General features: G+C 57.9%; 28 protein-coding genes and 1 tRNA gene. 17 read left to right on the top strand and 12 right to left on the bottom strand.

Annotation, left to right across the window (positions count from 1 at the left end):
• Positions 1-156: 156 nt before the first annotated feature.
• Positions 157-348: a hypothetical protein gene (locus tag B9Z49_RS06340; protein WP_146188482.1), complete on the bottom strand. Its 192-nt coding sequence runs from the start codon at positions 346-348 to the stop codon at positions 157-159.
• A gap of 179 nt (positions 349-527) precedes the next feature.
• Between B9Z49_RS06340 and B9Z49_RS06335 the strand changes: the two genes are divergently transcribed.
• The 5 genes from B9Z49_RS06335 to B9Z49_RS06320 all read left to right on the top strand — a co-directional run bounded on the left by B9Z49_RS06335 (position 528) and on the right by B9Z49_RS06320 (position 3285).
• Positions 528-1343 (top strand): IPTL-CTERM sorting domain-containing protein, encoded by an 816-nt coding sequence (locus B9Z49_RS06335; protein WP_108352798.1) that lies wholly within the window; start codon positions 528-530, stop codon positions 1341-1343.
• 281 nt (positions 1344-1624) lie between these two features.
• The gene (locus tag B9Z49_RS21530; RefSeq protein WP_146188481.1) at positions 1625-2317 is read left to right on the top strand and encodes a hypothetical protein; all 693 of its coding nucleotides are present in this window, start codon (positions 1625-1627) and stop codon (positions 2315-2317) included.
• A 12-nt stretch (positions 2318-2329) separates the two neighbouring features.
• Positions 2330-2446 (top strand): IPTL-CTERM sorting domain-containing protein, encoded by a 117-nt coding sequence (locus tag B9Z49_RS06330; protein WP_108352596.1) that lies wholly within the window; start codon positions 2330-2332, stop codon positions 2444-2446.
• A gap of 241 nt (positions 2447-2687) precedes the next feature.
• Entirely contained in the window at positions 2688-2969 is a 282-nt protein-coding gene (locus B9Z49_RS06325; RefSeq protein WP_108352797.1) for a type II toxin-antitoxin system RelE/ParE family toxin, read from the top strand.
• 16 nt (positions 2970-2985) lie between these two features.
• Positions 2986-3285 (top strand): HigA family addiction module antitoxin, encoded by a 300-nt coding sequence (locus B9Z49_RS06320; RefSeq protein WP_108352595.1) that lies wholly within the window; start codon positions 2986-2988, stop codon positions 3283-3285.
• A gap of 180 nt (positions 3286-3465) precedes the next feature.
• On the opposite strand, the gene B9Z49_RS06315 is transcribed toward B9Z49_RS06320, so the two are convergent.
• From B9Z49_RS06315 to B9Z49_RS06295, 5 genes are all read right to left on the bottom strand, one after another.
• Positions 3466-4092, bottom strand: a complete 627-nt coding sequence (locus B9Z49_RS06315) for an exosortase H-associated membrane protein (protein ID WP_146188480.1) — start codon at positions 4090-4092, stop codon at positions 3466-3468.
• Positions 4082-4582 carry an exosortase H gene (gene xrtH, locus B9Z49_RS06310; protein WP_108352593.1) on the bottom strand — a complete coding sequence of 167 codons (501 nt, stop codon included), beginning with the start codon at positions 4580-4582 and terminating at the stop codon, positions 4082-4084. Before xrtH ends, B9Z49_RS06315 begins: the two co-directional genes overlap by 11 nt.
• Before the next feature lie 27 nt (positions 4583-4609).
• Positions 4610-5227 carry a BON domain-containing protein gene (locus B9Z49_RS06305; protein WP_108352592.1) on the bottom strand — a complete coding sequence of 206 codons (618 nt, stop codon included), beginning with the start codon at positions 5225-5227 and terminating at the stop codon, positions 4610-4612.
• Positions 5228-5812, bottom strand: a complete 585-nt coding sequence (locus B9Z49_RS06300) for an SIS domain-containing protein (RefSeq protein WP_108352591.1) — start codon at positions 5810-5812, stop codon at positions 5228-5230.
• 315 nt (positions 5813-6127) lie between these two features.
• Positions 6128-6520: a YraN family protein gene (locus B9Z49_RS06295; RefSeq protein ID WP_108352590.1), complete on the bottom strand. Its 393-nt coding sequence runs from the start codon at positions 6518-6520 to the stop codon at positions 6128-6130.
• Positions 6521-6534: 14 nt separating this feature from the next.
• On the opposite strand from B9Z49_RS06295, the gene rsmI reads away from it, so the two are divergent.
• The 4 genes from rsmI to B9Z49_RS06275 are packed head-to-tail and all read left to right on the top strand — an operon-like array spanning position 6535 to position 9088.
• Complete coding sequence (gene rsmI / locus B9Z49_RS06290; protein WP_108352589.1) at positions 6535-7437, top strand: 16S rRNA (cytidine(1402)-2'-O)-methyltransferase; 903 nt, start codon at positions 6535-6537, stop codon at positions 7435-7437.
• 40 nt (positions 7438-7477) lie between these two features.
• Positions 7478-7879, top strand: coding sequence for a glycerate kinase (locus B9Z49_RS06285; RefSeq protein WP_108352588.1), 402 nt, complete (start codon positions 7478-7480; stop codon positions 7877-7879).
• Between the two features lie 48 nt (positions 7880-7927).
• On the top strand, positions 7928-8878 hold the full coding sequence (locus tag B9Z49_RS06280) for a branched-chain amino acid transaminase (RefSeq protein ID WP_108352587.1): 951 nt from the start codon (positions 7928-7930) through the stop codon (positions 8876-8878).
• A 3-nt stretch (positions 8879-8881) separates the two neighbouring features.
• Positions 8882-9088 carry a zinc-finger domain-containing protein gene (locus B9Z49_RS06275; RefSeq protein WP_108352586.1) on the top strand — a complete coding sequence of 69 codons (207 nt, stop codon included), beginning with the start codon at positions 8882-8884 and terminating at the stop codon, positions 9086-9088.
• Positions 9089-9139: 51 nt separating this feature from the next.
• Here B9Z49_RS06275 and B9Z49_RS06270 read toward each other — a convergent pair whose 3' ends face one another.
• From B9Z49_RS06270 to B9Z49_RS06260, 3 genes are all read right to left on the bottom strand, one after another.
• On the bottom strand, positions 9140-10489 hold the full coding sequence (locus tag B9Z49_RS06270; RefSeq protein WP_233254534.1) for a HAMP domain-containing sensor histidine kinase: 1350 nt from the start codon (positions 10487-10489) through the stop codon (positions 9140-9142).
• 4 nt (positions 10490-10493) lie between these two features.
• The gene (locus B9Z49_RS06265; protein ID WP_108352795.1) at positions 10494-11195 is read right to left on the bottom strand and encodes a response regulator; all 702 of its coding nucleotides are present in this window, start codon (positions 11193-11195) and stop codon (positions 10494-10496) included.
• A gap of 211 nt (positions 11196-11406) precedes the next feature.
• Positions 11407-12780 (bottom strand): MFS transporter, encoded by a 1374-nt coding sequence (locus B9Z49_RS06260; protein WP_199224999.1) that lies wholly within the window; start codon positions 12778-12780, stop codon positions 11407-11409.
• 121 nt (positions 12781-12901) lie between these two features.
• Between B9Z49_RS06260 and B9Z49_RS06255 the strand changes: the two genes are divergently transcribed.
• Positions 12902-13792 (top strand): M48 family metallopeptidase, encoded by an 891-nt coding sequence (locus tag B9Z49_RS06255; RefSeq protein WP_108352584.1) that lies wholly within the window; start codon positions 12902-12904, stop codon positions 13790-13792.
• A 222-nt stretch (positions 13793-14014) separates the two neighbouring features.
• Here B9Z49_RS06255 and B9Z49_RS06250 read toward each other — a convergent pair whose 3' ends face one another.
• Positions 14015-14656: an MBL fold metallo-hydrolase gene (locus tag B9Z49_RS06250; protein WP_108352583.1), complete on the bottom strand. Its 642-nt coding sequence runs from the start codon at positions 14654-14656 to the stop codon at positions 14015-14017.
• Positions 14657-14774: 118 nt separating this feature from the next.
• Here B9Z49_RS06250 and B9Z49_RS06245 point away from each other — a divergent pair, with 118 nt between their 5' ends.
• Positions 14775-15491: a methyltransferase gene (locus B9Z49_RS06245; protein WP_108352794.1), complete on the top strand. Its 717-nt coding sequence runs from the start codon at positions 14775-14777 to the stop codon at positions 15489-15491.
• 84 nt (positions 15492-15575) lie between these two features.
• Here the strand turns inward: B9Z49_RS06245 and B9Z49_RS06240 are convergent, their stop codons facing one another.
• Positions 15576-16367, bottom strand: a complete 792-nt coding sequence (locus tag B9Z49_RS06240; protein WP_108352793.1) for an exodeoxyribonuclease III — start codon at positions 16365-16367, stop codon at positions 15576-15578.
• 10 nt (positions 16368-16377) lie between these two features.
• Between B9Z49_RS06240 and pyrE the strand changes: the two genes are divergently transcribed.
• The 5 genes from pyrE to B9Z49_RS06215 all read left to right on the top strand — a co-directional run bounded on the left by pyrE (position 16378) and on the right by B9Z49_RS06215 (position 23059).
• A complete protein-coding gene (gene pyrE, locus B9Z49_RS06235; RefSeq protein WP_108352582.1) occupies positions 16378-17082 on the top strand; it encodes an orotate phosphoribosyltransferase in 705 nt (234 codons plus the stop codon).
• 462 nt (positions 17083-17544) lie between these two features.
• Complete coding sequence (locus tag B9Z49_RS06230; protein WP_108352581.1) at positions 17545-18894, top strand: TolC family protein; 1350 nt, start codon at positions 17545-17547, stop codon at positions 18892-18894.
• A 28-nt stretch (positions 18895-18922) separates the two neighbouring features.
• Positions 18923-21151 (top strand): type I secretion system permease/ATPase, encoded by a 2229-nt coding sequence (locus B9Z49_RS06225; protein WP_108352580.1) that lies wholly within the window; start codon positions 18923-18925, stop codon positions 21149-21151.
• 2 nt (positions 21152-21153) lie between these two features.
• Entirely contained in the window at positions 21154-22359 is a 1206-nt protein-coding gene (locus B9Z49_RS06220; protein ID WP_158273430.1) for an HlyD family type I secretion periplasmic adaptor subunit, read from the top strand.
• 28 nt (positions 22360-22387) lie between these two features.
• Positions 22388-23059, top strand: coding sequence for a helix-turn-helix domain-containing protein (locus B9Z49_RS06215; RefSeq protein WP_108352578.1), 672 nt, complete (start codon positions 22388-22390; stop codon positions 23057-23059).
• Between the two features lie 105 nt (positions 23060-23164).
• On the opposite strand, the gene B9Z49_RS06210 is transcribed toward B9Z49_RS06215, so the two are convergent.
• Positions 23165-23240, bottom strand: a tRNA-Arg gene (locus B9Z49_RS06210).
• Positions 23241-23380: 140 nt separating this feature from the next.
• Between B9Z49_RS06210 and B9Z49_RS06205 the strand changes: the two genes are divergently transcribed.
• Positions 23381-23896, top strand: a complete 516-nt coding sequence (locus tag B9Z49_RS06205; RefSeq protein ID WP_108352577.1) for a cytochrome c5 family protein — start codon at positions 23381-23383, stop codon at positions 23894-23896.
• Positions 23897-23909 lie beyond the last annotated feature (13 nt).

The raw sequence follows: 23909 nt of genomic DNA, 5'->3' as shown, positions 1-23909 counted from the left end.
TTCACAACCGCTGATCCACAGACATGGAGCGTTAACCCATGAAACAGCACCGGTTCATCTCATCTTGATACTGAGTTGATGAAAGCCGCTTGGCCCGAGGTTACCAATTAAAGGTCAGGCTGTCCGTGAAGGCCTAGCCGAGCCTGCGTGCAGTGTTCAGCAGAGGTGTGACGCCCAACTCGCAGCACGCTTTGTGCGCGCGGGTCGCACTAAAACATCAAGCCAACGGTAGTCGTAATGCTCTGGGTTCTGACCCAGGTAAATGGTGATGCTGCCGCCCTTGTCGCGCAAGACGGCTTCGTCCTCGATCACGAGAACTCGGGCTTGTGGTGTGTTGCGTTGTTGCAAGCGATCAGTTTGGCGGATTTGTTTCAGCCATTGAACGAAATCATCAGCCGCAATCAACTGCAAAACTCTGATCAGAGATTGACGTTGGCTTAAAGAAATTTTTCAAGAATAACTACAAATCGTATAAACATTACCGGAAAATGTATAGAATCTAAAAAATTCATAAACTCGGAGTGATCATGAGATTTTTTCTTAAACTTTTAGCAGTAATTTCATTTTTCTTTGTAAGTTTGGTCAACGCCCAGGTAACCATACCTTTTAACAATACTCTAGGTCCCAATCAATTCATAGACATTACGCCAGTTGGCGGTTTCGCTGCAGGAACAACGCTTTCTTCTTTTTCAATAACAATGACAAACTATGTCGCTTCTGGCGGATCAGTGCTTGAAGATTTGGCAGTTGCAGTTGCCCCAGCGACGCCAACCTCAGCAAACGCTGTTTTTGTTACTGACAACGCTGGGGGATTAACTGCACCAGCGATGGCAAATTGGACTCCGGGTCTGGCAGTACCTGGAACTGGAGCCGTAAATCTGACTACACCCATCCCTTTATTCGGTATGAAACTCTGGATTGGAAATGCATATCCCGCCGCCACCGCCACTTGGGCTGGATCGTTTACTTACCCGTCAATACTAGCTACTCCGGCACCAACTGTTACATCAATTACTCCTGTGCAAGGTTCGACTACAGGTGGCACTTCTGTCACATTGACTGGTACCAACTTAACGGGTGCCACCTCCATCACTGTTGGCGGGGCGGCTTGTACCAGCGTCTCGGCTTCAGCCACTTCGGCTACTTGCACAACGCCTGCCGGCACAGCGGGCACAGCGAGCGTACTTGTTACTACACCCGGAGGAACCAATGCTGCCAACACGCTGTTCACATATGAAACCCCGGTTGCGGCCCCCATTCCCACCTTGTCCGAATGGGCCATGATATTGCTGGCCAGCTTGATGGGCATGTTCGCATTTGCCCGGATTCGCCGTCAAAGCTGATCGGACTTGGGTCAACTGAATAAGCCCGCCTCGGCGGGCTTTTTTTCGGGCTGTCGTGTTTCTGAAAATTAAAACAACGCCGTCCAAGTTCACCGGGGTGCGCCACCCCAAACCGTCCCATTTGCCTATGCCCAAGTCGTGCATTTCATGCGCCCATGTTTTGGTCACCGACTCTGCCCCGACTGGCTTTCGGTGTGGAGAAACTTATATCAGCCAGCGCCCTGCGGAGCGCAAGATGCTGCGCATGGAGACCTATCCGCAGACGCATGAAGACGCAGTGTGTGACCGGCACCAAGACCGTGATCGCAAATTGCGCACCGACCTCACAGCGCGGGGAAGATAACGCTGATCAAGAGCGAAAGATTTGCCTAGCTGGAACTTCTGACGTGGGCAAAGCATCAACGTCCATTGAACGTGTAGATTTTAGAATTAATCACACTAATTCTGAGGAAAGTAATATGGAATTGACAACTGAAATGGTCAAAAAATCTGTCCCAACCAACAACATGAATCTGCATTTTTTAAAACCGATCTTAGCTGTCTGCTTGGTCTCGCCAACTTTTTCATTTGCTCAAGTTTGTACTGGTCAGACGGGGACCATCGGTGCATTTGCAGTCACTGCTTCGTGTAGTAATGGCGCGCAAACGGGTGTGAACCAAGCTCGGATCCAAAACTGGAATCATTCATGCACGTTCAGTTTTTCACCTGCAGCAACACCCGCAGACTTTTCTATAAGTATCCAAGGCCTAAACAATGCGCCCTATGAAGTCGTCTCGTTTGTTTTCAATGGCGGCTCCACCCCTTACTCTTTAAGTGCATCTGAGTTATCACCTGGTTACGTCTTGTCAGGTTCCGGTGCCTCAACGAATACAAGTGCTGCTGCAGATGGCACCAGTTATTTTTCTTTTGCCAATGCGCCCTCCTCAGTCAGTTCCATCACCAGCAATCAAGCAGGGGCTGGTGGAACTTTTTAAGCGGGCTTGTGTATGACACCTGCTTCTGCCACTGCGGCTCCCATCCCCACTTTGTCCGAATGGGCCATGATCTTCCTGGCCAGCTTGATGGGCATGTTCGCCTTCACCCGGATTCGCCGTCAAAGCTGACAGTACTTATGTCTTGTGACCCAGCCCGCTTCGGCGGGCTCCTACCAAGACAACCTTAGCAGCCCCCTCCAGCACCATCTTGCCCCACATGCCCAAGCCCCTTGGTTTTAGGCCTCGGTTCGGACAAGAATCGCTGGCCCCTTGCATCTGGTGAAGGCATCCAGATCAGCTGGCGCCCCATATGGACGTATGGTTACCTTGGACTTGCCAAACAGTAACGCATGGCGTTATTATGCAAGGGATGGCGATCCGCTCTTTTTCATGCACAGACACGCAAAAGCTGTTTGAAGGTGTGCGTGTGGCACGTTGGGTGGCCATCGAACGCCCAGCTCTGCGCAAACTGGAACAGCTGGATTGGTCGATCATTTTGGAAGATTTAAGAGCACCACCGGGCAATCGACTAGAAGCCCTGAAAGGCGACCGAAAAGGCCAGTACAGCATCCGCATCAATGACCAATGGCGCGTGTGCTTTAAATGGACCGCAGAAGGTGCTTTCAATGTCGAAATTGTCGACTACCACTGACTCAAGGGGATTCAACATGAGAACCGTTGCACCTGTAACACCCGGCGAAATGCTGGAAGAAGAGTTCCTCAAGCCGATGGGTTTGAGCAAGTACCGCTTGGCCAAAGACATTGGCGTGCCCGCCCAGCGCATTGGCGACATCGTGGCAGGCAAAAGGTCCATCACCGCCGACACGGACTTGCGCTTGTGCCGCTATTTTGGATTGAGCGATGGCTGGTGGCTGCGTGGCCAGAGTAATTACGACATGGCCGTGGCGCGCGAAAAAATGGGGGATGCCTTGTCAAAGATTCAGCGCTGCACTTTGTTGGTCGCTTGACCCAGAAGCCCGTTGTCACAGACAAACGCCGTCACGGCGGGGGTTTTTGGGGCTGAGTTTTGTCATCTCGGGCGAAGTTTTTTGTAGGAGCCCACCCCTGTGGGCGATGGGGGTGGCACACGCCGTGCAAGCCATCGCCCACAGGGTGGGCTCCTACGAAGGCAGCTGTAGCCGCTTTATTTACTGAGGCTTGCTGCGCTGGCCCGCCTCGGCGGCCCCCACCAGCACCATTTCCACCCACAGCTGGCGGAGGAAGGCGCGGTCCAGAATCAGCCACAAAATGACCGGCATCAGGGGCGTGATGACCAGGAAGCCGAGTTGGTCGAAATAGGCGATGACTTCCAGCATCCAGCGGGGCACGCCGGTGTAGCTGACCCTTTCCACACCGCCGCTCAACAAAGCCTCGCGCAGCCAGCGAAAGCACATGCTGAAGACCTGAGACGGCACCAAAATCAAGGTGCCCAGTGCCATCTTGCCCCACATGCCGACAGGGCGCGATGCAATCAGCAGGGCCCAAAACAGCACCAGCCCGTAACCAAAGGTTCGGTAGTTGACCTCGGGGGCCAACTCGCCAATGACCATGCGCCCTTGCTGGTTGACCAGCACTTTCAAAGAGGTGATCAGGGTGCCCACGGTCTCATGGCGCTCATAGCCCTGCACCCAGACAAACATGAAGTCCATGAGTTGACCCGCCACTGAAATCACCGGGGCGGCTAGGTAGGGCGACAGGTAGTACCAGGGGATGATCAGCACCACCAGCGCCAGCACACTGGTCACCAGAAAGCGAAACAGACGGCTATACGGCAAGGTTGGCCCCTTGGTTTCGGGCCACGGCCCGAATCCACAGCAACCACACCACCAGCACATCCAGCATGATCAGCGCCTGCCACAGGTACAGGTGCGCAAAGTCAAACACCTCTTTGTCCCACTTGCCCAAGTAATACAGGCTGATCACGCGCAAGATGTTGGCCGCCTGCACAGCAATGCAACCGGCCGCAATGCCCGCCAGCTTGAGCCTGAGCGGCGATGGAAATGCCACCATGCCCGCGATCAAGATGAGGACGGCCTCGACACCGTTGCACCCGGCTTCAATCGAGACACCAAAGCCTGCGGCTTGGCTCTGGATGACGCGGCCGTGGCTGATGACGTCCGAATCGAAGACGGTCATGATGCCTGCACTGAACCACGCCAAAAAGCTGGTCCAAGGGGTGATCAGGGCCACCTGCACGGGGTTGAGCTTTTCGATGCCAAAAAGCACGGCCAAAACAATCAGGAACAACGCGATGAAACGCCACATGATCAAACGAGCTTTCTCGACAGGAGCTTATCGGGTGGGGCGGCTCAGGCGCTGGAGTTCTTGCTCCGAGATTTCCTCAAAGACGCGCACCACCTTGGTCACGCCGCTCATGCCACGGGCGATGTCCGTGGCGCGTTTGGCCTCGCGCGCCGTCACGCGGCCCATCAAGTAGACGATGCCGCGCTCCGTCACCACCTTGACGGCGTTGACCTGCAAATCCTTGGCGTCCACAAAGGCCGCCTTGATCCTGCCGGTGATGACGATGTCCTTGGAGCGCTGGGTCAGTGAGCTGACAGGCATCACAACCAAGTCGTTGACCACCGCGTTCACGTTTTCTTGGCTCGAAGCGAGTTTTTCGGCACGCTCCTTGTCGGCCGCGGTGCGCACCTCGCCACTGAGCAGCACTTGGCGGTTGAAGCTGGTCACATTGAGGTGAACGCGATCACCCAAGTCTTGGCGCACGGCGCTGGCCACTTTGATCTCGATGCTCTCGTCTTCGACCTGCGTGCCTGTGGTGCGGCGGTCAGTGACCATCACACTGGTCATGACAGCGCCCCCCACGATCAAAGGCGCGCAAGCGCTCAGGCTGGCCAAAGAGGCCAGCAACACGGCACCATAGACCACTGTTTGAAGTTGACGTTTCATTTAATAAGACTCCTGTTCACCCAACAACTGGGTGTCAATGCCATCACACAAACAGTGCAGCACCAACTGCTGCACCTCGCGAATTCGGGCCACGCGCTCGTGGGGCACGCACACATGCACATCGGTCTCGCGCAGTTGGCGGGCCAATGCGCCGCCCTGGTGACCTGTGAGTGCCACCACGCTCATTTCACGCTCGTGCGCGGCTTGCACCGCCTGCACCATGGCGTTTTCCGAGCCTTGAGAGCTGATGAGAAAGAGCACATCCCCGGTGTGGCCCAAGGCACGCACCTGGCTGGCCAGCCCCTGCTCTTCGGGCCATAAAGTGGCCATCTGGGCATCGGCCGACAAGGCCATGGCCGACAGGCCCGGTCTTTCTCGCTCAAAGCCGCCCACCAGCAGCCCCGCCAAATATTGCGCCAGACCCGCCGATGCACCCAGCCCAGCCGTCAGCACCTTGCCGCCACCAGTGACGCAAGCCAAAACGGCCTGAACAGCCGCATCAACAGGCTTGGCCAAGCCATCGGCCACCTGGTAGTGCAGGTCGGCACTGTCGATGAAATGCTGTTGTATGCGCAGGTCTAACATAAGCCGGCATGATAACCCCGCCAGCCCGGGGCAGAGCCTATTTAGCCCGAGTGTGTGTGCCCAATCACTTGCGATGCGCGGTCAAAGCTGCTTTATGGATACGGCTTGATGAAGTTTGAATGGCCCATGTGGGTTTCGTCCATGCGGCTATTGTTGACTTTGTAGGAGCCCACCCTGTGGGCGATGGTTTGCAGGACGTGTTCCACGTCCATCGCCCACAGGGGTGGGCTCCCACAAAAAACCCATCGCCCACAGGGGTGGGCTGCTACAAAAATGCGATCACTTGGATGCTGCTGAAGACTTCAAGGAGCCGAATCACTGGCTGGCGTCAAAGGCCGCCTGCAGCCACTGCGGCCCCTGGCCTTCCAGCGTCACCACATCAAAGCGGGCAGGCGGCAGTTTCCGCCAACTGAGCAGGTAATGCCGGGCCGCAAACACAATGCGCCGCTGTTTGACAGCCCCGATGGTGGCGGCCGCACCGCCAAAGTCACTTCGGCTGCGTTTTCGCACCTCGACAAACACCACCGTGCCGTCCGGACTTTGCATGATCAGGTCTATTTCGCCCCCGCCTCGGCCCGGGGTCCGATAATTGCGCTGCAGCAGCCGCAAGCCGCGTGCTTGCAAAAAGGCCAACGCCTCGTCTTCGCCCGCGTCGCCCCGGGCTTTGGTAGAGGGCTGACCCACTTTGTCTTTTTTGAGGAATTGCATTGACTCCGTCTCCCTTGTCTGCCTCGTTTGCCAACGCCTTGGCTGCTGCGCACGAAGCCGCTGGTGCACAAAACCACCCAGCCAGCACACTGTATGTCGTGGCCACCCCGATTGGCAACCTGGCCGACATCAGCCTGCGCGCCTTGCATGTGCTGGCCCGGGTAGACGTGGTGGCCTGCGAAGACACCCGCCACACGCAGCAATTGTTACGCGCCTACGGGCTGGACCGCCCGGGCAGCCAACTGTTGGCGGTGCACCAACACAACGAAGCCGAAGCCGCCCACAACGTGCTGGAGCGCTTGGGCCAAGGCCTGCGCGTAGCCTATGTGAGCGACGCAGGCACCCCCGCCATCAGCGACCCGGGAGCGCGGCTGGTGGCCGCTGTGCGGCAGGCTGGTTTTAGGGTGATGCCCTTGCCCGGCGCCAGCAGCGTGACCACTGCTCTGAGCGCATCGGGGATGACCGGTGACAGCGGCTTTGTGTTTGCCGGATTTTTGTCCAGCAAAGCCACCGAACGCCAATTGGCCGTGCAACAGCTGGCCCAAGAAAGCCGCGCCGTGGTGCTGCTGGAGGCGCCGCACCGCATCGAAGCCTTGGCCCAGGCGCTGGCCGTGTTGGGCCAGCGCCGCGTCACGCTGGGGCGCGAGCTGACCAAGCAATTCGAGCAAATCGAAACCCTGCCCGCGCAAGATTTGAGCGCTTGGCTGGCCGAAAAGCCCGAGCGCCTGCGGGGTGAATTTGTGCTGGTGCTGCATGACGCGCCGGTGGACGACACCACGGGTGAGGGCTTGCGGGTCTTGCATCTGCTGCTGCCCGAATTGCCCCTCAAAACAGCGGTCAAACTGGCGGCCGAGATCTCGGGCGAATCCAAAAACACCTTGTACGACCTGGCCTTGGCTCTGAAAAAATCCAGCTGATGGCGACCCCCACTGCGTCAGCAAGGCACAATCGGCCCCCATGAATTTCACCCGAATCCTCACCCTCGCCGCCATCGCCGTCCTGACCGTTGGGGCTTGGCAAGCCTTTGGCTGGCCGGGCATTGCCCTGGCCGTGGGCGGCATCGTCATGTGGGTGCTGCTGCACTTCACGCGCTTGCTCACCATCCTCAAAAAAGCTGCCGACCGCCCGATCGGCCATGTGGCCAGCGCGGTGATGCTCAATGCCAAGCTGAAAAAAGGCGCCACCTTGATGCATGTGATCGCCATGACCCGCGCCCTGGGCGAGCTGCAAACCGAAAAAGACGCCCAACCCGAGGTCTACCGCTGGACCGACACCGGCCAGTCGAGCGTGAGCTGCACCTTTGTGGGCGGCAAGCTGACCGAATGGACACTGCAGCGGCCCGAGCAGCCAAACCCTTAAAATCTCTTTTTGCACTAATTTAATGCCCCTTCTTCAAAGGACACTTTCATGAGCGTTGTCATTCCCTCCATGTCAGACCGTGACGGCAAAATCTGGATGGACGGCCAGATGGTCGATTGGCGCGATGCCAAGATCCATGTGCTGAGCCACACCTTGCACTACGGCTGCGGCGCTTTTGAGGGCGTGCGCGCCTACAAAACCGAGCAAGGCACCGCCATCTTCCGCCTGCAAGAGCACACCGAGCGCCTGTTCAACAGCGCCAAAATTTTGCGCATGAACATCCCCTTCACGCAAGATCAGGTCAACGAAGCGCAACGCGCCGTGGTGCGCGAGAACAACTTGGAAAGCGGTTACATCCGGCCCCTGACCTGGATTGGCGACAAAAAGCTGGGCGTCAGCCCCAAAGGCAACACCATCCACCTGATGGTCGCCGCCTGGACCTGGGGCGCCTATTTGGGCGAGGAAGGCATGAAGCGCGGCATCCGCGTGAAAACCAGCAGCTACACCCGCCACCACGTCAACATCACCATGACGCAGGCCAAGGCGGTGAGCAACTACACCAACAGCATTTTGGCCAACATGGAAGTGACCGACGAAGGCTACGACGAAGCCCTGCTGCTCGACACTTCGGGCTTTGTGTCCGAAGGCGCTGGCGAAAACATTTTTGTGGTCAAAAACGGTGTGATCTATACGCCCGATTTGTCAGCCGGCGCCCTGAACGGCATCACCCGCAACACGGTGTTCCACATCGCCAAAGATTTGGGTCTGGAGATCGTGCAAAAGCGCATCACGCGTGACGAGGTTTACATCGCTGACGAAGCGTTCTTCACGGGCACTGCCGCCGAAGTCACGCCGATTCGCGAACTTGACCGCATCGAGCTGGGCAAGGGCGATTACGTGGGCAGCCGCGGCCCGATCACCGAAAAAATCCAGAGCGGCTTCTTTGACATCGTCAACGGCCGCAACCCCAAGTACGCGCATTGGCTGACCCAGGTTTGAACCATGAGCACCGCGACTGTTGAACTGCTGACCGCCGACCTGAACCCCCAGGGCGGTGTGTTCTGCCCAAGCCCCAAGGCCGACATGAAAATCTGGAACAGCCACCCCAAGGTCTACCTGGACGTGGCCAAAACCGGCCAGGCCAAGTGCCCTTATTGCGGCACCTTGTACAAACTCAAAGCTGGCGAGGTGGTGGGGCACCACCACTGAAAATCAAACAAGGCCATCCCTGCGGTGGCTGGGCACGCGCACGGCGAACCCTCAGGGGTTCGCCGTTTTGCTTTGGGGCAAATCCACCTCAAAGCAGGCACCGCCACCGGGGCGGTCTGCGCACCTTACCCGCCCGCCATGGCGCTCTGAAATCGACTTGACGAGCGAGAGCCCCAAGCCCACACCGCCCACACGCTCACTGGCCCCAGGCAATCGGAAAAAGGGCTCAAAGATCCGATCTCGGTAGTCAGAGGGCACGCCCGGGCCGTGGTCACACACCCGAATTCGGACCGTCTGGCCTTGCTGAGTCAAGCTCAGGGCAATGCCCTGGCCTTGCGCGGTTTCGTGGCCGCTGGCACCGTGCCGCCCTGCGTTTTCCAGCAGGTTGCGCACCAGGCGGCGCAGCAGCTTGGCCACCCCCAGCACCTCCAGCTGCGACTGGCCTGGTGGCACTTCCAGCTCGGCCCCCACGCGCGCGCACTCTTCAGCACACAGGCCCACCAGGTCCACCGCCTCCACGGTGCCGATATCCGCTTCTTTCGCGTCAAGGCGACTGGCCAGCAAAATCTCGTCGATCAGCTGATCCAGCTCGGCCATGTTGCGCAAAATTTCGGTGCGGCTGCGGGCATGCGCGTCCGAGTCGGCAGCGGGGCCGTTCAACAGCTCCAGCCCCATGCGGATGCGTGCCAGTGGCGAACGCAGCTCATGCGAGGCGTTGGCCAGCAAGGATTTTTGCGAGGCCATCAGGCCTTCGATGCGCGCGGCCGCCGCGTTGAAACGTTCGGACAAATCGGCCACTTCATCGTCGCCTTGCACCGGCACGCGCGCCGACAAGTCGCCCTCCCCCCAGCGCTGCACGCCGCGCTGCAGGCCTTCAAGCCGCTGCGTGAGCCTGCGCACCACCGGGTACAGGCCCAGCGCCACGGCCAAGCCGATCAGGCCCAGCATCCAGAAAAACCCCGTGGGCTTGGCCCACCAAGGCATGTCTCTGCGCAAGTGGGGCGGTAAGTGGGGCGACTGGTGGGGCGGAAAGTGCCCTGGCGCGCCCGGCCCCATGCCAAGCATGCCCGGCCTGCCTTCTGAAGCGGGGGGGCGGTGGCGCTCACCGGCACGTTCGCCGCTGCGCTGGACCTGAAGCGCCAAGGTTTGGCCATCGGGCAAGGGCACCTCAAAGACCAAAGGTGCAAAAGGCCCCGCCCGAGTGGTGCTGGCCAACACATCACCCTGCGCGTTCAGCACCACCCATTCACGCGGGGCGGGCGGCGCGGCATGGTGCTCGACCGTGGCACGCCAGGCCCAGCCCACCACCAGCATCAACAGGGTCACGACACCCACAACCGCGAGCCAGATGCGCAGGTACAGGTGGCGTGACCAGCGGCGCGACAAAGCTTGGATCGGCATGCAATCAGTCTTGTTGGCGGGCAAACACATAGCCCACACCGCGCACGGTCAGGATGCGTTGCGGTGCTTTGGGGTCGTCCTCGATGGCGGCTCGGATGCGCCCCATGTGCACATCAATCGATCGGTCAAAGGCTTCGAGTTCGCGACCCCGCACAGCCTCCATGATCTGGTCGCGCGTCAGCACGCGGCCCGCACGCTCGGCCAGAACCACCAACAGGTCGTACTGGTGGGAAGTCAAATCGCATTCCTGCCCCTTGACGCTGACGCGGCGGGCATCTCGGTCAATCTCGAGCGAGCCAAATTGCAGCAGCTTTTGGGTCGTGTCATGGACGGTGTTGTGGCGGCGCAAGATGGCTTTGATGCGGGCCAGCAATTCGCGGGGCTCAAAGGGCTTGGGCAAATAATCGTCAGCCCCCATTTCCAGGCCAATGATGCGGTCCATCGGATCGCCTTTGGCCGTGAGCATGAGCACAGGCACTTGGCCCAAAGCGCCGGGCAGGGCGCGGATGCGTTGGCACACCTGCAGGCCATCCAGGTCGGGCAGCATCAGGTCAAGGATGACCAGCTCCACGCCCGCGCTTTGCAATCGGGCCAGACCTCTTTGCGCGTTGGGCGCAAGGCTGACGCCAAAACCGTTTTGCCCCAGGTAGTCCGCCACCATGCCCGCGAGGCGCGCATCGTCTTCGATCATCAAGAGTTGTTGCATGGCTTGATCATCCACTCTGGTTCTGGGTCACGGGACATCCAAACGGTAAAGTTTGGTAAACGTAATATGGATGGCCGCGTCGCTTCGCTCCTCGCCATGACAAAACAGTGGTCATTGCGAGGCACTAAGCAATTGACCCATGTCATTGCGAGGCACGAAGCAATCCATGGACTGCCGCGCTTCGCTCGCAGTGACGGGAGAGCCGTCATCGCTAGGAATGAAGCGATCCATGTTCCGAAGAACGCGCATGCACCCTCGAGGCAAAGGCCACCAGCACAAGCACCGGCAAGCCCAGCCAGGCCGTGGCCGTGAAGAAGCTGGCGTAGCCATGCGCATCCACAAATTCCCCCGAAAATCCGGCGATGAACTTGGGCAGCAGCAGCATCATGGAGCTGAGCAGCGCGTATTGCGTGGCCGAATAGCTGATGTTGGTGAGCGAGGACAAATAGGCGATGAACGCGGCAGAGGCAATGCCGCTGGCCAGGTTGTCTGCCGAGATGACCCACACCAGCGCTTGTACGTCGTGGCCCACGCCACTGAGCCAGACAAACAGCAAATTGGTGAGCGCACTTAAGGCCGCCCCCAACATGAGCACCCGCATGACGCCCAGCCGCGCCGACAGCACACCGCCCACAAACGCGCCCACCAGGGTCATGATGACGCCGTACAGCTTGGTCACGCTGGCCACTTCGCTTTTGGTAAAACCCATGTCCACATAAAACGGGTTGGCCATGATGCCCATGACCACGTCACTGATGCGGTAAACCGCGATCAGCGCCAGCAGCAACACCGCCTGCCAGCGGTAGCGCAGCCAGAAATCGGCAAAGGGCTCGACCACCGCGCCCTTGAGCCACTCGGCCACATTGCGCGCAGGCGCAAAGGGTGCAGGCACCGGTTCGGGCGAAGCCAGAACCACCCACATGCCTGGCAGCATGCTCAGTGCCATGACCAGGTAGGCCGCTTGCCAAGCCGACTGCGCATAGCCGGGCGTTTGCTCGCCTTGGGCCAAAGCCGCGATCCACAGCACGCCCGCCCCGGCCCAGATCATGGCCAAGCGATAACCCGTTTGGTAGCTGGCCGCCAAGGCGGCTTGGGCGTTCACCTCGGCCGACTCAATGCGGTAGGCGTCCAGCGCAATGTCTTGCGTGGCTGAAGCGATGGCCACCGCCAAAGCACAAGCCACCAACGGACCGAGCAATTGCGAAGGGTCGTTCAGGGCCATGCCCACCAGCCCGAACGCGATCACCAGCTGCGACACCAGCAACCAGCTGCGCCTGCGACCCAGCTGCCGTGTGAGCCAGGGAATGGGCATGCGGTCCACCAGCGGGGCCCACATCCACTTCACGCCATAGGCCAGCCCGACCCAGCTGAGGTAACCAATGGTGCTGCGATCAATGCCCGCCTCGCGCAACCGAAAACTGAGCGTGCCCAGCACCAACAGCAGCGGCAAGCCCGCTGAAAAGCCCAGCGCCAACATGCGCAGGCTGGCGGGCTGAAGGTAAAGGCGCAGCGCCTCGCGCCAGGTGCGCACCGTGGCAGGCGGCGTGTTGTCGTTGGGGGCGGCAGTTGGGGCAAGGTCAGACATTGGCGGATTATCAACTGCACAAGGCCCAACGGCTGGGTGACTTGCAGCCGCTGACATTTGCCAACGAATCGAATGCGTGAAAGTATTCAAGACCCGCTGCATTCGTTATGATTTGCATACCATGTGCTTTATTTGCAACCTCAAAACCTCCGCCGCCCACGCCCACGCCCACGCTGACACCGACATCGACGCTGCGGCCCCTTCATCGCCGCGCTGGCAAGCCCGCCGGGCCTTCCTCTTGGCCGCTGGTGCGGGCGCTGCAGGCTCCGCAATGGCCCAGGTCGATGTGGGCTCGTCCTCAAGTTTGCGCAAACTGGTTCCGGCCGAGACACTGGAAAATTCGGCCCGCCAGCAATACGCGAAAGTCTTGGCAGAAGCCCGCGCTCAAAACGCATTGGCGTCCGATGGTCACCCGCAACTGCAACGTCTGCACGCCATCGCCCAAAAACTCATCCCGCACACCACGCCCTGGAACCAGCGCGCACGTGATTGGAAGTGGCAGGTCAATCTGATCGGCAGCAAGCAGATCAATGCCTGGTGCATGCCCGGCGGCAAGATCGCGTTTTACACCGGCATCCTGGATCAGTTGCGCCTGAACGACGACGAAGTGGCCATGATCATGGGGCATGAGATGGCACACGCCCTGCGCGAACACGCCCGCGAGCGCTTGGCCAAAACCCAGGCCACCGGCATAGGCTTGTCAATCGCTTCGCAATTGTTGGGACTGGGCTCTTTGGGTGATGTGGCCGCCAGTTTGGGCACCCAATTGCTCACCTTGAAGTACAGCCGCGACGACGAAACCGAGTCCGACCTGGTGGGTCTGGAAATCGCAGCGCGTGGCGGCTACCGGCCCGAAGCCAGCGTGACTTTGTGGCAAAAGATGCAAGCGGCCAGTGGCAATGGCGGGCCATCGTTTTTGTCCACCCACCCCAGTGGCAACAACCGCATCGAAGAGCTGCAGGCCAACCTGCCCAAGGTGCAGCACCTCTACGAACAAGCGCGTCGGGGCTGAGCAACGGTCATAGCACCATAGACTGCCGCGTCGCTTCGCTCCTCGCAGTGACGGGGGTACGTGTTAGGCAGCTGCAACGTTCGTCAGAACACAGTGCAAAGCAAACTTGTATCCCATCCCGTCATTGCGAGGCACGAAGCAATCCATGGACTGCCGCGTCGCTTCGCTCCTCGCGGTGACGGGAGCGCTTGCTAGCAAGCTGTAATGAGCTGCAGCTAGGTCTCACTTGTCCCGAACGTAGGGGTTGCTCTGCCGCTCACGCCCAAAGGTGCTTTCCGGTCCGTGCCCTGGAATGAACACCGTGTCATGGCCCATGGGCCACAGACGCTGAGTGATGCTGGCGATCAGATCGTCGTGATTGCCTTGCGGAAAATCGGTGCGGCCAATGCTGCCCGCAAACAACACATCGCCCACAAAAGCGCGCTTGATTTCAGGCGAATAAAACACCACATGGCCGGGCGTGTGGCCCGGGCAGTGGCGCACCTGCAAAGTGTGTGACCCCAGCGTGACGGTGTCACCATCGGCCAGCCAGCGCGTGGGCTTGAAGACCCGCGCAGGCGGAAACCCATAAGCCGCTGCCGCCGCAGGCAATCCATCGATCCAGAACTGGTCTGCAGGATGCGGCCCAATGATGGGCAAGCCCCCCAGTTGTTCGGCCAGGTCGGCCGTGCCCGAAGCGTGGTCCAGATGGCCATGGGTGATCCAGATTTGCTCCAGCGTGACGCCATGGCGGCGCACGGCGTCCAAAATCAAATCCAGATCGCCCCCCGGATCAACGACCGCCGCCTGGCGACTCTGGTCGTCCCAAACGAGAGAACAGTTTTGCTGGAAGGGCGTGACGGGAATGGTTTGGTATTGCAGCATGCTCCGGATTATCCCAAAAGCCAAGGTGCAAGGCATCCCACTCTGCTAGGCCTGGTGTACATTGCTCATCAGCCAGCGCCTTTTGATCATTGGCTTGCGCGCTGCAACGATTGTTTTTTTGCAAACCAGTTCACCCGGCTACCTGACCCGTCAGGAATGCATCGCGGTTTCGGGCGTGGATGACCTGCTCATCCGTTCCTTGCTCGATAAAAACCAGTTCCACGACCCTTTGGACGAGGCCCTTAACTTGGGCATTTCCTCAGCCAATTGGCCCCTTTTCGGCCTCTTGTGGCCCTCGGGCATCCGCATGGCCGAACGCATGGCACGCCGCCCCGTGACGGGGGAGCGCATTTTGGAAATCGGTTGCGGCTTGGCATTGTCCAGCCTGGTGGCGCACCGCCGCGGCGCGCTGGTCACAGCCAGTGATTGCCACCCGCTAACCCATGCGTTTTTGGACGAGAACACGCGCATCAATGGCCTCTCCCCCATCACTTACCGGCACGGTTTGTGGGGCACGGCCGCGCTTCGCCAAGACGGCTTGCCTGTGCTGACAGAGGCCAAGGATGCGGCCGTGTGCGGTGAATATGACCTGATCGTGGGCAGCGATATCCTCTACGAACGCGATGATGCGGGCACGCTGGCTCAGTTCATTGTTGAACACGCCGCCCGCAGTTCAGAGATCTGGGTGATCGACCCCAACCGGGGCAACCGCGCCGCCTTTCACAAACACATGGCGCATGAGGGTTTTGCGATGCATGAACAGGTGCTGGACCAGGCCGCACACGACGGCGTGGAGGCTTACAAGGGCCGTATGCTGACGTACACGCGCCATTGATCCGGCCCAATGAAATTGAAACATCCATGAAACTTTTGTCATCTCGGGCGAAGACCCGGGATCCAGTGCGCACCACGCCACAAGTCACAAACTCATGTCGTAGCCGATCGTGATCGGGGCGTGGTCCGAGAACTTCTCACCCTTGTAGATGTGCTCGGTGCGGGCCTTCTCGGCCACAGCAGGTGTGGCCAGGTGGTAGTCCAGCCGCCAGCCCACGTTGTTGGCATAGGCTTGGCCCCGGTTGCTCCACCAGGTGTAGCAATCGTCGGTGGTGTGCGGCTGCAGTCGGCGGTACACGTCCACCAGACCGCCTTCGGTGGTCAGCTGTGTCATCCAGGCGCGTTCTTCGGGCAGGAAGCCACTGTTTTTCTGGTTGCTGCGCCAGTTTTTCAAATCAGCCTGCTGGTGCGCGATGTTCACGTCGCTGCAGACGATGAATTCGCGCTCGCCCTTGAGGGCCATCAGGTGCGGGTACATCACACTCAGAAAGCGGAACTTGGCCTCCTGACGCTCAGGGCCCGATGAGCCGCTGGGAAAGTAGCAACTGATGATGGACATCTTGCGCGTGGGCGTGTCAAAGCGCAGCTCCACATAGCGGCCCTCCGCGTCGAATTCGCCGCCGTCAAAGCCGGCCACCACATCGCTGGGTTCGTGGCGGGTGTAAACACCCACGCCCGAGTAGCCTTTTTTCTCGGCAAAGTGAAAGTACCCCTTGAGGCCCGCGAGCTCTTCAAACTTGCCCGCCACATCGGGGGCTTGAGCTTTGACCTCTTGCACGCCAATACAATCGGGTTTTTCTTGCGCCAGCCAGGCTTCAACGCCCTTGGTCGTGGCCGAGCGGATGCCGTTGAGGTTGAGGCTGGTGAGTTTGAACAAGGATTTCCCCATGGTGACAGGTCAGGCAAGCAGCGCCGAGATGCAGGCGCTTGCTCAGGAATTTGTGCAGTTTGCGGTGGATTCGGGCGTGTTGCGCTTTGGGCAATTCAAGACCAAAGCCGGGCGCATGAGCCCTTACTTTTTCAACGCCGGTCTGTTTGACGATGGCGCCAAGCTGAGCCGACTGGCGCAATTTTATGCAAAAGCTTTGCTGACCAGTGGGATCGAGTTCGACATGATCTTCGGCCCGGCCTACAAAGGCATCCCGCTGGGTGCGGCCGTGGCCATCGAACTGGCCCGCTTGGGGCGCAACGTGCCCTTTGCCTACAACCGTAAGGAAGCCAAGGACCACGGCGAAGGTGGCTCATTGGTGGGTGCGCCCATTCAAGGACGCGTTCTGATCGTGGACGATGTCATGAGCGCGGGCACTGCTGCTCGCGAGTCGATTGCGCTGATCAAGGCAGCAGGGGCCACACCGCATGCCATCGCGATTGCACTGGACCGTCAGGAAATGGCCACCGAAAAGCAAGACGACGGCTCGGTCAAGGATGTGCCGCACAGCGCGGTTCAGTATGTGCGCCACACCTTGGGCATGCAGGTGTGCACCATCGCCCAGCTGTCGGACCTGCTGGCCTTTTTGGCCCGACAGAGCCAGCCTGAGTTGCTGGCCCACTTGGCCCCTGTGCAGACCTACCGGGACCGTTACGGCGTCTGATCCGGCCTTTTTTGACTTTAGCGTGTCGCTTTGCATTCGCCCAGATGCGAGTGGGCTTCGCCGGTGCGCTTCAATTCTCGACGAAGCGAAGCACCTCTACTGTATTGGCCTTGACGTTATATTTATTGATAAATGATAACTATTTTATCAATAAATATTCATATTAACTATTAATATAGTATTATCAGCTCCTTCAAACGCTGTTGACGTTTCGGAAAATCTAAATTCAGATTCTTTCAGGTACGGGGCGATCTTGCCAGATTGCCCTAATGCTTGTTCTTCATCAAGCAAGCTCCTTCGTTGCCCCTTTTTTCTCCGCAGCGTTGAGGTGCCCAACATCTTTTTTTCACGAAATCACCATTTTTGGCTATTTATTTGGCAGGAGTACGCCAATTGGAGGTTTTATCAATCTTTTTTTTTGGAGAGAATTTCATTTTTACTGTAAATAGTATTTCACCCGCAATGATCCGTCGAAAATACATTCTTTGGTGTACAAAGCAGCAAAAGCTTTTTTTTGGGTCTTTTGCCACTTACACGGCCGCTTGCCTCACTTTGGTGGGCGCCCTTGTGCCTGTTACGTTGCATGCGCAGACATTGCCTCAAGTGGTGAATCAGGCCTTACAAACCTACCCTGCCGTTTTGTCTGCTTCCGCACGTACGGCAGCCGCCCGCAGCGACATCGCACGAGCGCGCAGCGCTCATTACCCCCAACTCGGCGTCAGCGCGACGGCCAATGGCGGTACCCTGTCCGCTGGCACACAGCGAACCGCCATCACCCCAACAGCCCGAGTCAACCTCTGGTCAGGCGGCAAGATTGAAGCCGAAGCACAGCGAGCAGAGGCATTAACTTTGGCCTCCGAATACCAGCAAGCCAACACGCTGGATGAAGTGGCGCAACTGGCTGCTGAAGCCTATATCAATTGGGACAAAACCGCCGATTTGTACAGCCTGGCCGTGCGCAACGTGAACGCCCACCGCGAAACCCTGAACGACATTCAAAAAATTGCCCAAGCCGACACTGGACGCCGGGTGGATTACGAGCAAGCCTTGGTGCGCATGGAAAACGCCACGTTGGCTTTACAGCAGCGCAAGTCAGATTTTGCGCAAGCCATGCAACGCTTGCGCCGCTTCTGGAAAGGCGAAATGGATGCACGTCCCATGAACTTGGACGCGGCCATGTCCGACTCTGGTGTTTTGGGACGCATCCCCACCTCTTTGAGCAAGGCCATTGATCTTGTCTCCGAGGACTTGGCGCCCATTGCGCAAGCTCGCGCCCAACTCCAGGCGGCACAGGCCAGTGTTCGACAGGCCAAGGGGCAATACTGGCCCACCGTCGACTTGGCACTGTCACGTCAAAACAACATCTTGACCGGCAAACAAGAAGCCTTGACCCAACTCCAGGTCAATGCACCCTTTTACAACGGCGGCGGCACCTCGGCATTGGTTGAAAGTGCTGTCAACCAAGTGAAATCAGCAGAGTTTGCATTGGAAGAAGCTCGCCTGCTGGCCCGTGAAAAAGCAGCGCTTGCCTGGCAAGAGTGGGCTTCGGCCAAAGGCCGTTCTGATACGGGCAGTGCACAGACCCTTGTGGGCGACAAACTGGTTGACGCCTACCGCCAGCAGTTTCGGGTCGCCAGGCGTTCCTTGCTGGATCTTTTGAACATCCAGGCCGACACCTTCGGTTACCGCAGTGCTGCCAGAGCCGCTTTTCACGATGAGCGTCTTGCTCGTGTGCGCGTGCTGGCGGCAACCGGTGAACTGGCCAAACGATTTTCAGCCGAGCCCGGTCTGGTGACTGCACCAACCCAATGAACGACGTACTGACCCACATGAATTCAACATGGCCAAATTGATTCCATTGCCCACCACGGGCGGTACTTCATCCCACACCATAGACGATGCCCCGCATCGCCCTACCCAGGGATCTGACGCGATGGCCGACCCCTTGCTGCTGTGCATGACCATGGCCGCGAAACTGTTGGGGCGGCCCGTTCACTATCAAGTGATGCGAGCGGGATTTGCTCTCGACAGTCGAAACCGAGTGCCCTTGTCCGCTTACCCCGACATGGCCCACAAAAACGGCTTGATGGCCGCGTGGTCAAAGGTTCGCTTGTCCGAGATTCCACCCTACGTTCTCCCCGTGTTGATGCCCTTGATCGACGGACGCGCCTGTGTCCTGCGCCACATTCAAGGCGACGAAGCCATCGTCTTGTGGGCAGACAAAGGCATGGAGGACCAACGGATTTCTATGGCCGAATTACAAGCCTTGGCACGCCCCGAGGTCTTGGCCCTGAAACTGCCACCGACGCGTCATGACCAAACCTTGACCCCCATGCAAGGCTCTGCCTTCAACTGGTTTTGGGGAACGCTGTGGCGCTTTCGTGCTTTTTACGTGGAGTCCATGGTGGCCACTGTGGTGGCCAACGTCCTCACGCTGGCCTCGATCTTTTTCACCATGAACGTTTACGACCGTGTGGTGCCGACGGGTGCCTACACTTCCTTGTGGACCTTGGCCATTGGCACATCTGTCGCTATTTTCCTGGAATTCATCATGCGCTGGCTCAAAGCCCGCCTGGTCGATCTGGGGGGCAAAAAGGCTGATCTGGCCATCAACGCAACGCTCTTGCGCGAGATCATGGCCATTCGCCTGGAGCATCGACCCCAGTCTGCAGGTATTTTTGCCAGCTCCATGAGGGACTTCGAATCCTTGCGTGATTTCTTCTCATCGGCCTCTCTCGTCCTGTTGGCGGATATGCCTTTCGTCTTGATGTTTCTGGCCTTGATCGCCATGGTAGGAGGTCCACTGGTCTGGATCCCTGCTCTGGCCGTACCTGTATTGATCATCATCGGGTTGCTGGCACAAAAGCCGTTGATGACCGCCATGCGGGAGAATATGAAGGAGTCGGGTGACAAGCAAAGCGTTTTGGTGGAGTCTGTCCTCAACCTCGAATTGCTCAAAGCCCATAACGCCGAAAGCTATTTGCAGCGGCGCTGGGAAATGTCCAACCTAGCGGGTGCCGACTCCTACAAACGTATTCGCAGTTTGACCAACTGGATCATGGGGCTGACCACATCGGTTCAGCAAATGATCACAGTGGCCATGGTGGTGGGTGGTGTTTACCTCATCCACGCCAACCAGTTGACCTTGGGTGGTCTGATCGCATCGGTGATTTTGGCGGGGCGTGCCATTGCGCCTTTGGCCAGCGTCATGTCCTTGGCATCTCGTTACCAGCAAGCTGCCACGTCGTTGGAAACACTGGATGGCCTGATGAAGCGTCCTCGCGATCGCGTCCATGGTCGAAATTATTTAGTCCCCGACAGTATCCAAGGGGCGCTACAAGCCGATGCACTTGAGTTTGCATACCCTGGCGAACACAAGATCCCGGTGATCAAAAAGTTGTCTATTCAAATTGGCCCGGGTCAAAAAGTCGCCATGCTCGGCCGCGTCGGCAGTGGCAAAAGCACCTTGTTGCGGTTGATGGCGGGTCTTTATGCCCCCGGTGCCGGCAGTATTCGACTCGACGGCGTGGATTTGCAGCAAATCGAGCCCAGCGAGGTTCGCAGCCGCATAGGTTACGTGGGCCAAGACCCACAGTTGTTCATGGGCACTGTGCGCGACAACTTGATCCTGGCCGACAGCTGGATCACCGATGTCAAGATCATTGAAGTGCTCAAAGCTTTGAATATTTATGACATCGTCGCCACTCACCCGCTGGGCTTGGACATGCCTGTCACTGAAGCGGGGGGTGGGTTGTCGGGTGGCCAACGCCAATTGCTCTCCATCGCTCGCATGATGCTGCGCAACCCTCAATTGGTTTTCATGGACGAGCCTACCTCCAACATGGACCAAAACACAGAAGCGCGCGTCATCGCTGTCCTGAAGGATTGGTTGCAAGGACGAACACTCCTGATGGCCACCCACAGGCCCCAACTCCTGGAGTGGGTGGATTTGATTGCCGTCGTCGACAGTGGCCAATGCGTGGCCATTGGACCCAAGCAGGAAATGATTGACAAGTTGTCGCGTGGCATTGATGTCAATGGTGTCAAGAACCAAGGAGCATCGACATGACCATGCGCAAAGCCAGCCGTTCAGGCTTTGGCGTCAAAACTGTTGAAGATGACGAACGTCACGCCAGCCAGATGTTGGTCTGGGCTACCGGGCTGACTTTGGTTTTGGCCTTGGTTTGGGCCGCCATGTTCGAGCTTGACGAAATCACACGCGGCCAAGGCAAGGTGATCCCCACCAGCCGAGAACAAGTTATCCAAAGTCTTGACTCTGGGGTCTTGAGTGAATTGTTTGTCAAAGAAGGCAGTATCGTTGAAAAGGATCAGGTTCTTTTGCGCATCGACGATGCACGAACAGGCGCTGTTTTCAGGGAGGCGCAGGAAAAGTTCCTCTCCTTAACCGCCTTGTCTGCTCGGCTCAAAGCAGAGGCCTATGGCACTGCTCTCGTTTTCCCAACTGCCCTCAATGCACAACCCGACTTGATACAACAAGAGCTACAGGCTTTCAATGCCCGAAAGCGCTCGTTGACCCAGTCTTTGCAAGCTTTGGACACCTCCTTGGCTGCCGTCACTCGGGAGTTGACCATCACAGAACCCATGGTGCGCCAAGGCGTGATGTCTGAAGTTGAGCTGCTCCGCCTTAAACGCCAGCAATCGGAGCTGATGGGACAACGTGCTGAAAGACAAAACCGTTATCTCACAGATGCCAACAATGAGCTGACACGGGTGGCATCGGAGCTTTCCCAGACCAAAGAAAACGCCTCTGCGCGGGAAGATGCATTCCTCCGCACAACGATTCGCTCCCCCATGAAAGGGGTCGTTAAAAATGTACAGATCACCACCGTGGGTGGCGTTGTCCAAGCGGGTCAACCGATTTTGGAAATCGTTCCCACTGAAGATGTGATGCTGGTGGAAGCTTATGTCAAGCCTTCTGAAGTGGCATTCTTGAAAGTTGGCCAAGCAGCTGTGGTGAAGCTGACCGCTTATGACTTCAACAAATATGGCGGACTCGAAGGTATTTTGGAGCATCTGAGTCCCGACACCATGCGCGATGAAAAACAAAAGAAGCCCGGCAATCCTGTGGAGCTGGAAGAAGGCTTCTACAGGATCATCGTTCGCGTGAAAGAGACAACAGATTTGCGCAACGGTTTGCGTCTGACCCCTTCACCCGGCATGACGGCATCTGTAGAAATCCGCACGGGCTACAAGACCGTTCTTGAATACCTTTTCCGCCCTCTGCAGAACGTCACGCAAGCTTTGCGTGAACGGTGAAATAACAACTTAGAAATGGAGCGTCAACATGTCCGATGAATCTACCCCTGTAATCGAAACTGATCGCCCTTACACAGCCCACAAAACCAGTTCTCCATCCAAGACAGTGTCTCAGACGCCTCAATTTTTGAGTACGGCAGAAGCTGCGCGCATTCTCGGTTTGTCCACCACTTTGGTGCAAACTTTGGTCGACCAGGGTGACCTCAAAGGATGGAAAACCCGTGGCGGACATCGCCGCATATCGCTGGACTCGATCATGGAGTACCAAACTGTTTCACGACATGTAGTGGGGGCTCAATACAAACCCCCACACAAGCCCAATGTCACGGTCGTGATCGAATCACCCTCTTTGTTTTTGGAACTCAAAGCGGAATGCGTTTTATGGAAATTGCCGATTGGTGTTAATTTCTTTGATTCGGTAACAGAGGCTTTGCTGGAGTTGTCAAGCCTCAAACCGGACATGATCGTGGTCGAAATGTCAATGCCAAGGCCCCAACAGGAAAAGACTTTCCAGGCTCTTGAAAACTTTAACCAGCGCGGAAATATGCCTTTGTCGGTCGTGTTGATTACAGCCGAAAAAGATTTGAAAGCCAGCATGCCTGCAGGCGCCAGTTCATCAATCCAGGTGGTATCAGGCCCCATGTCGGCGGTCTGGTTACATGCCTACCTCACTGGCGTGATCGCCTCTTGCAGACACTGAATCCTGGAGACGTTTGCTTGGATCCTGCAAAAAGACTCATGTCCATCTATGGGCATTGCGATACCTTAGCCTGCTGAGTCTTCACAAGGCTTCCAAGAAACCCAATGGTGCGGCTGGCGGGGATCGAACCCACGACCCTTGGCTTCGGAGGCCAATACTCTATCCACTGAGCTACAGCCGCACTTCAATGTTTGGATTATGTCACGCCCGCACTCAAGATCACCTGATTTGAAAGTTCGATGAAGGGTGCAACGCTATAATCCGAGGTTGATTTTTGACCTACACATTGGCCCTTGTGGTCACGCCCCAATAGAGGATCTCATGAGCGACAACAGCCACGAACAGCACGAAGCCCACACGGGTCCCGTCAAAACCCCTAAGCAGATGCTTTTGCTGAGTTTCGCCTCTTTCGTCATCCCCGTGTTCATCATCATTGGCTTGGTGTATTACGTGACTTCGGGCAACAAGCCTGCTGCAGGTGCGGTCAATACCGAAAAAGCCACGGCCATGCGTATCCAGAAGGTGGGCGTTGTTGAAGTGCGTGATGCCAATCGCCCCCTCAAACCTGGTGCTGACGTTTACAAAGCGCAGTGTGCTGCATGCCATGACGCCGGTGCGGCTGGCGCGCCGAAGTTTGCAGATGCCGGTGCATGGCGTGCACGTTTGGGCCAAGGCCTTGAGGGCTTGGTGAACTCCGCCCTCAAGGGCAAGGGCGCCATGGGAGCGCAGGGTGGTGGTGATTTCAACGATACCGAAATTGCACGTGCTGTGGTGCACTTGGCCAATGCAGGCGGTGCCAAGTTCGACGAGCCCAAAGCCCCGGAAGCGGCCAAATAAATTACCAACTTTC

Origin of the sequence: Limnohabitans sp. 2KL-51, from assembly GCF_003063645.1 — a bacterium.
GTDB lineage: Bacteria > Pseudomonadota > Gammaproteobacteria > Burkholderiales > Burkholderiaceae_C > Limnohabitans_A.
This window is presented reverse-complemented; position numbering and strand designations above follow the sequence as displayed.

Bases quoted from the DNA above. Each gene is read 5' to 3' on its own strand.
- B9Z49_RS06335 (WP_108352798.1), top strand. From the start codon at position 528: ATGAGATTTTTTCTTAAACTTTTAGCAGTAATTTCATTTTTCTTTGTA.
- B9Z49_RS06330 (WP_108352596.1), top strand. From the start codon at position 2,330: ATGACACCTGCTTCTGCCACTGCGGCTCCCATCCCCACTTTGTCCGAA.
- B9Z49_RS06325 (WP_108352797.1), top strand. From the start codon at position 2,688: ATGGCGATCCGCTCTTTTTCATGCACAGACACGCAAAAGCTGTTTGAA.
- B9Z49_RS06320 (WP_108352595.1), top strand. From the start codon at position 2,986: ATGAGAACCGTTGCACCTGTAACACCCGGCGAAATGCTGGAAGAAGAG.
- xrtH (WP_108352593.1), bottom strand. From the start codon at position 4,582: ATGTGGCGTTTCATCGCGTTGTTCCTGATTGTTTTGGCCGTGCTTTTT.
- B9Z49_RS06305 (WP_108352592.1), bottom strand. From the start codon at position 5,227: ATGAAACGTCAACTTCAAACAGTGGTCTATGGTGCCGTGTTGCTGGCC.
- B9Z49_RS06300 (WP_108352591.1), bottom strand. From the start codon at position 5,812: ATGTTAGACCTGCGCATACAACAGCATTTCATCGACAGTGCCGACCTG.
- B9Z49_RS06295 (WP_108352590.1), bottom strand. From the start codon at position 6,520: ATGCAATTCCTCAAAAAAGACAAAGTGGGTCAGCCCTCTACCAAAGCC.
- B9Z49_RS06285 (WP_108352588.1), top strand. From the start codon at position 7,478: ATGAATTTCACCCGAATCCTCACCCTCGCCGCCATCGCCGTCCTGACC.
- B9Z49_RS06280 (WP_108352587.1), top strand. From the start codon at position 7,928: ATGAGCGTTGTCATTCCCTCCATGTCAGACCGTGACGGCAAAATCTGG.
- B9Z49_RS06275 (WP_108352586.1), top strand. From the start codon at position 8,882: ATGAGCACCGCGACTGTTGAACTGCTGACCGCCGACCTGAACCCCCAG.
- B9Z49_RS06270 (WP_233254534.1), bottom strand. From the start codon at position 10,489: ATGCCGATCCAAGCTTTGTCGCGCCGCTGGTCACGCCACCTGTACCTG.
- B9Z49_RS06265 (WP_108352795.1), bottom strand. From the start codon at position 11,195: ATGCAACAACTCTTGATGATCGAAGACGATGCGCGCCTCGCGGGCATG.
- B9Z49_RS06260 (WP_199224999.1), bottom strand. From the start codon at position 12,780: ATGTCTGACCTTGCCCCAACTGCCGCCCCCAACGACAACACGCCGCCT.
- B9Z49_RS06255 (WP_108352584.1), top strand. From the start codon at position 12,902: ATGTGCTTTATTTGCAACCTCAAAACCTCCGCCGCCCACGCCCACGCC.
- B9Z49_RS06250 (WP_108352583.1), bottom strand. From the start codon at position 14,656: ATGCTGCAATACCAAACCATTCCCGTCACGCCCTTCCAGCAAAACTGT.
- pyrE (WP_108352582.1), top strand. From the start codon at position 16,378: ATGGTGACAGGTCAGGCAAGCAGCGCCGAGATGCAGGCGCTTGCTCAG.
- B9Z49_RS06230 (WP_108352581.1), top strand. From the start codon at position 17,545: ATGATCCGTCGAAAATACATTCTTTGGTGTACAAAGCAGCAAAAGCTT.
- B9Z49_RS06225 (WP_108352580.1), top strand. From the start codon at position 18,923: ATGGCCAAATTGATTCCATTGCCCACCACGGGCGGTACTTCATCCCAC.
- B9Z49_RS06220 (WP_158273430.1), top strand. From the start codon at position 21,154: ATGCGCAAAGCCAGCCGTTCAGGCTTTGGCGTCAAAACTGTTGAAGAT.
- B9Z49_RS06215 (WP_108352578.1), top strand. From the start codon at position 22,388: ATGTCCGATGAATCTACCCCTGTAATCGAAACTGATCGCCCTTACACA.
- B9Z49_RS06205 (WP_108352577.1), top strand. From the start codon at position 23,381: ATGAGCGACAACAGCCACGAACAGCACGAAGCCCACACGGGTCCCGTC.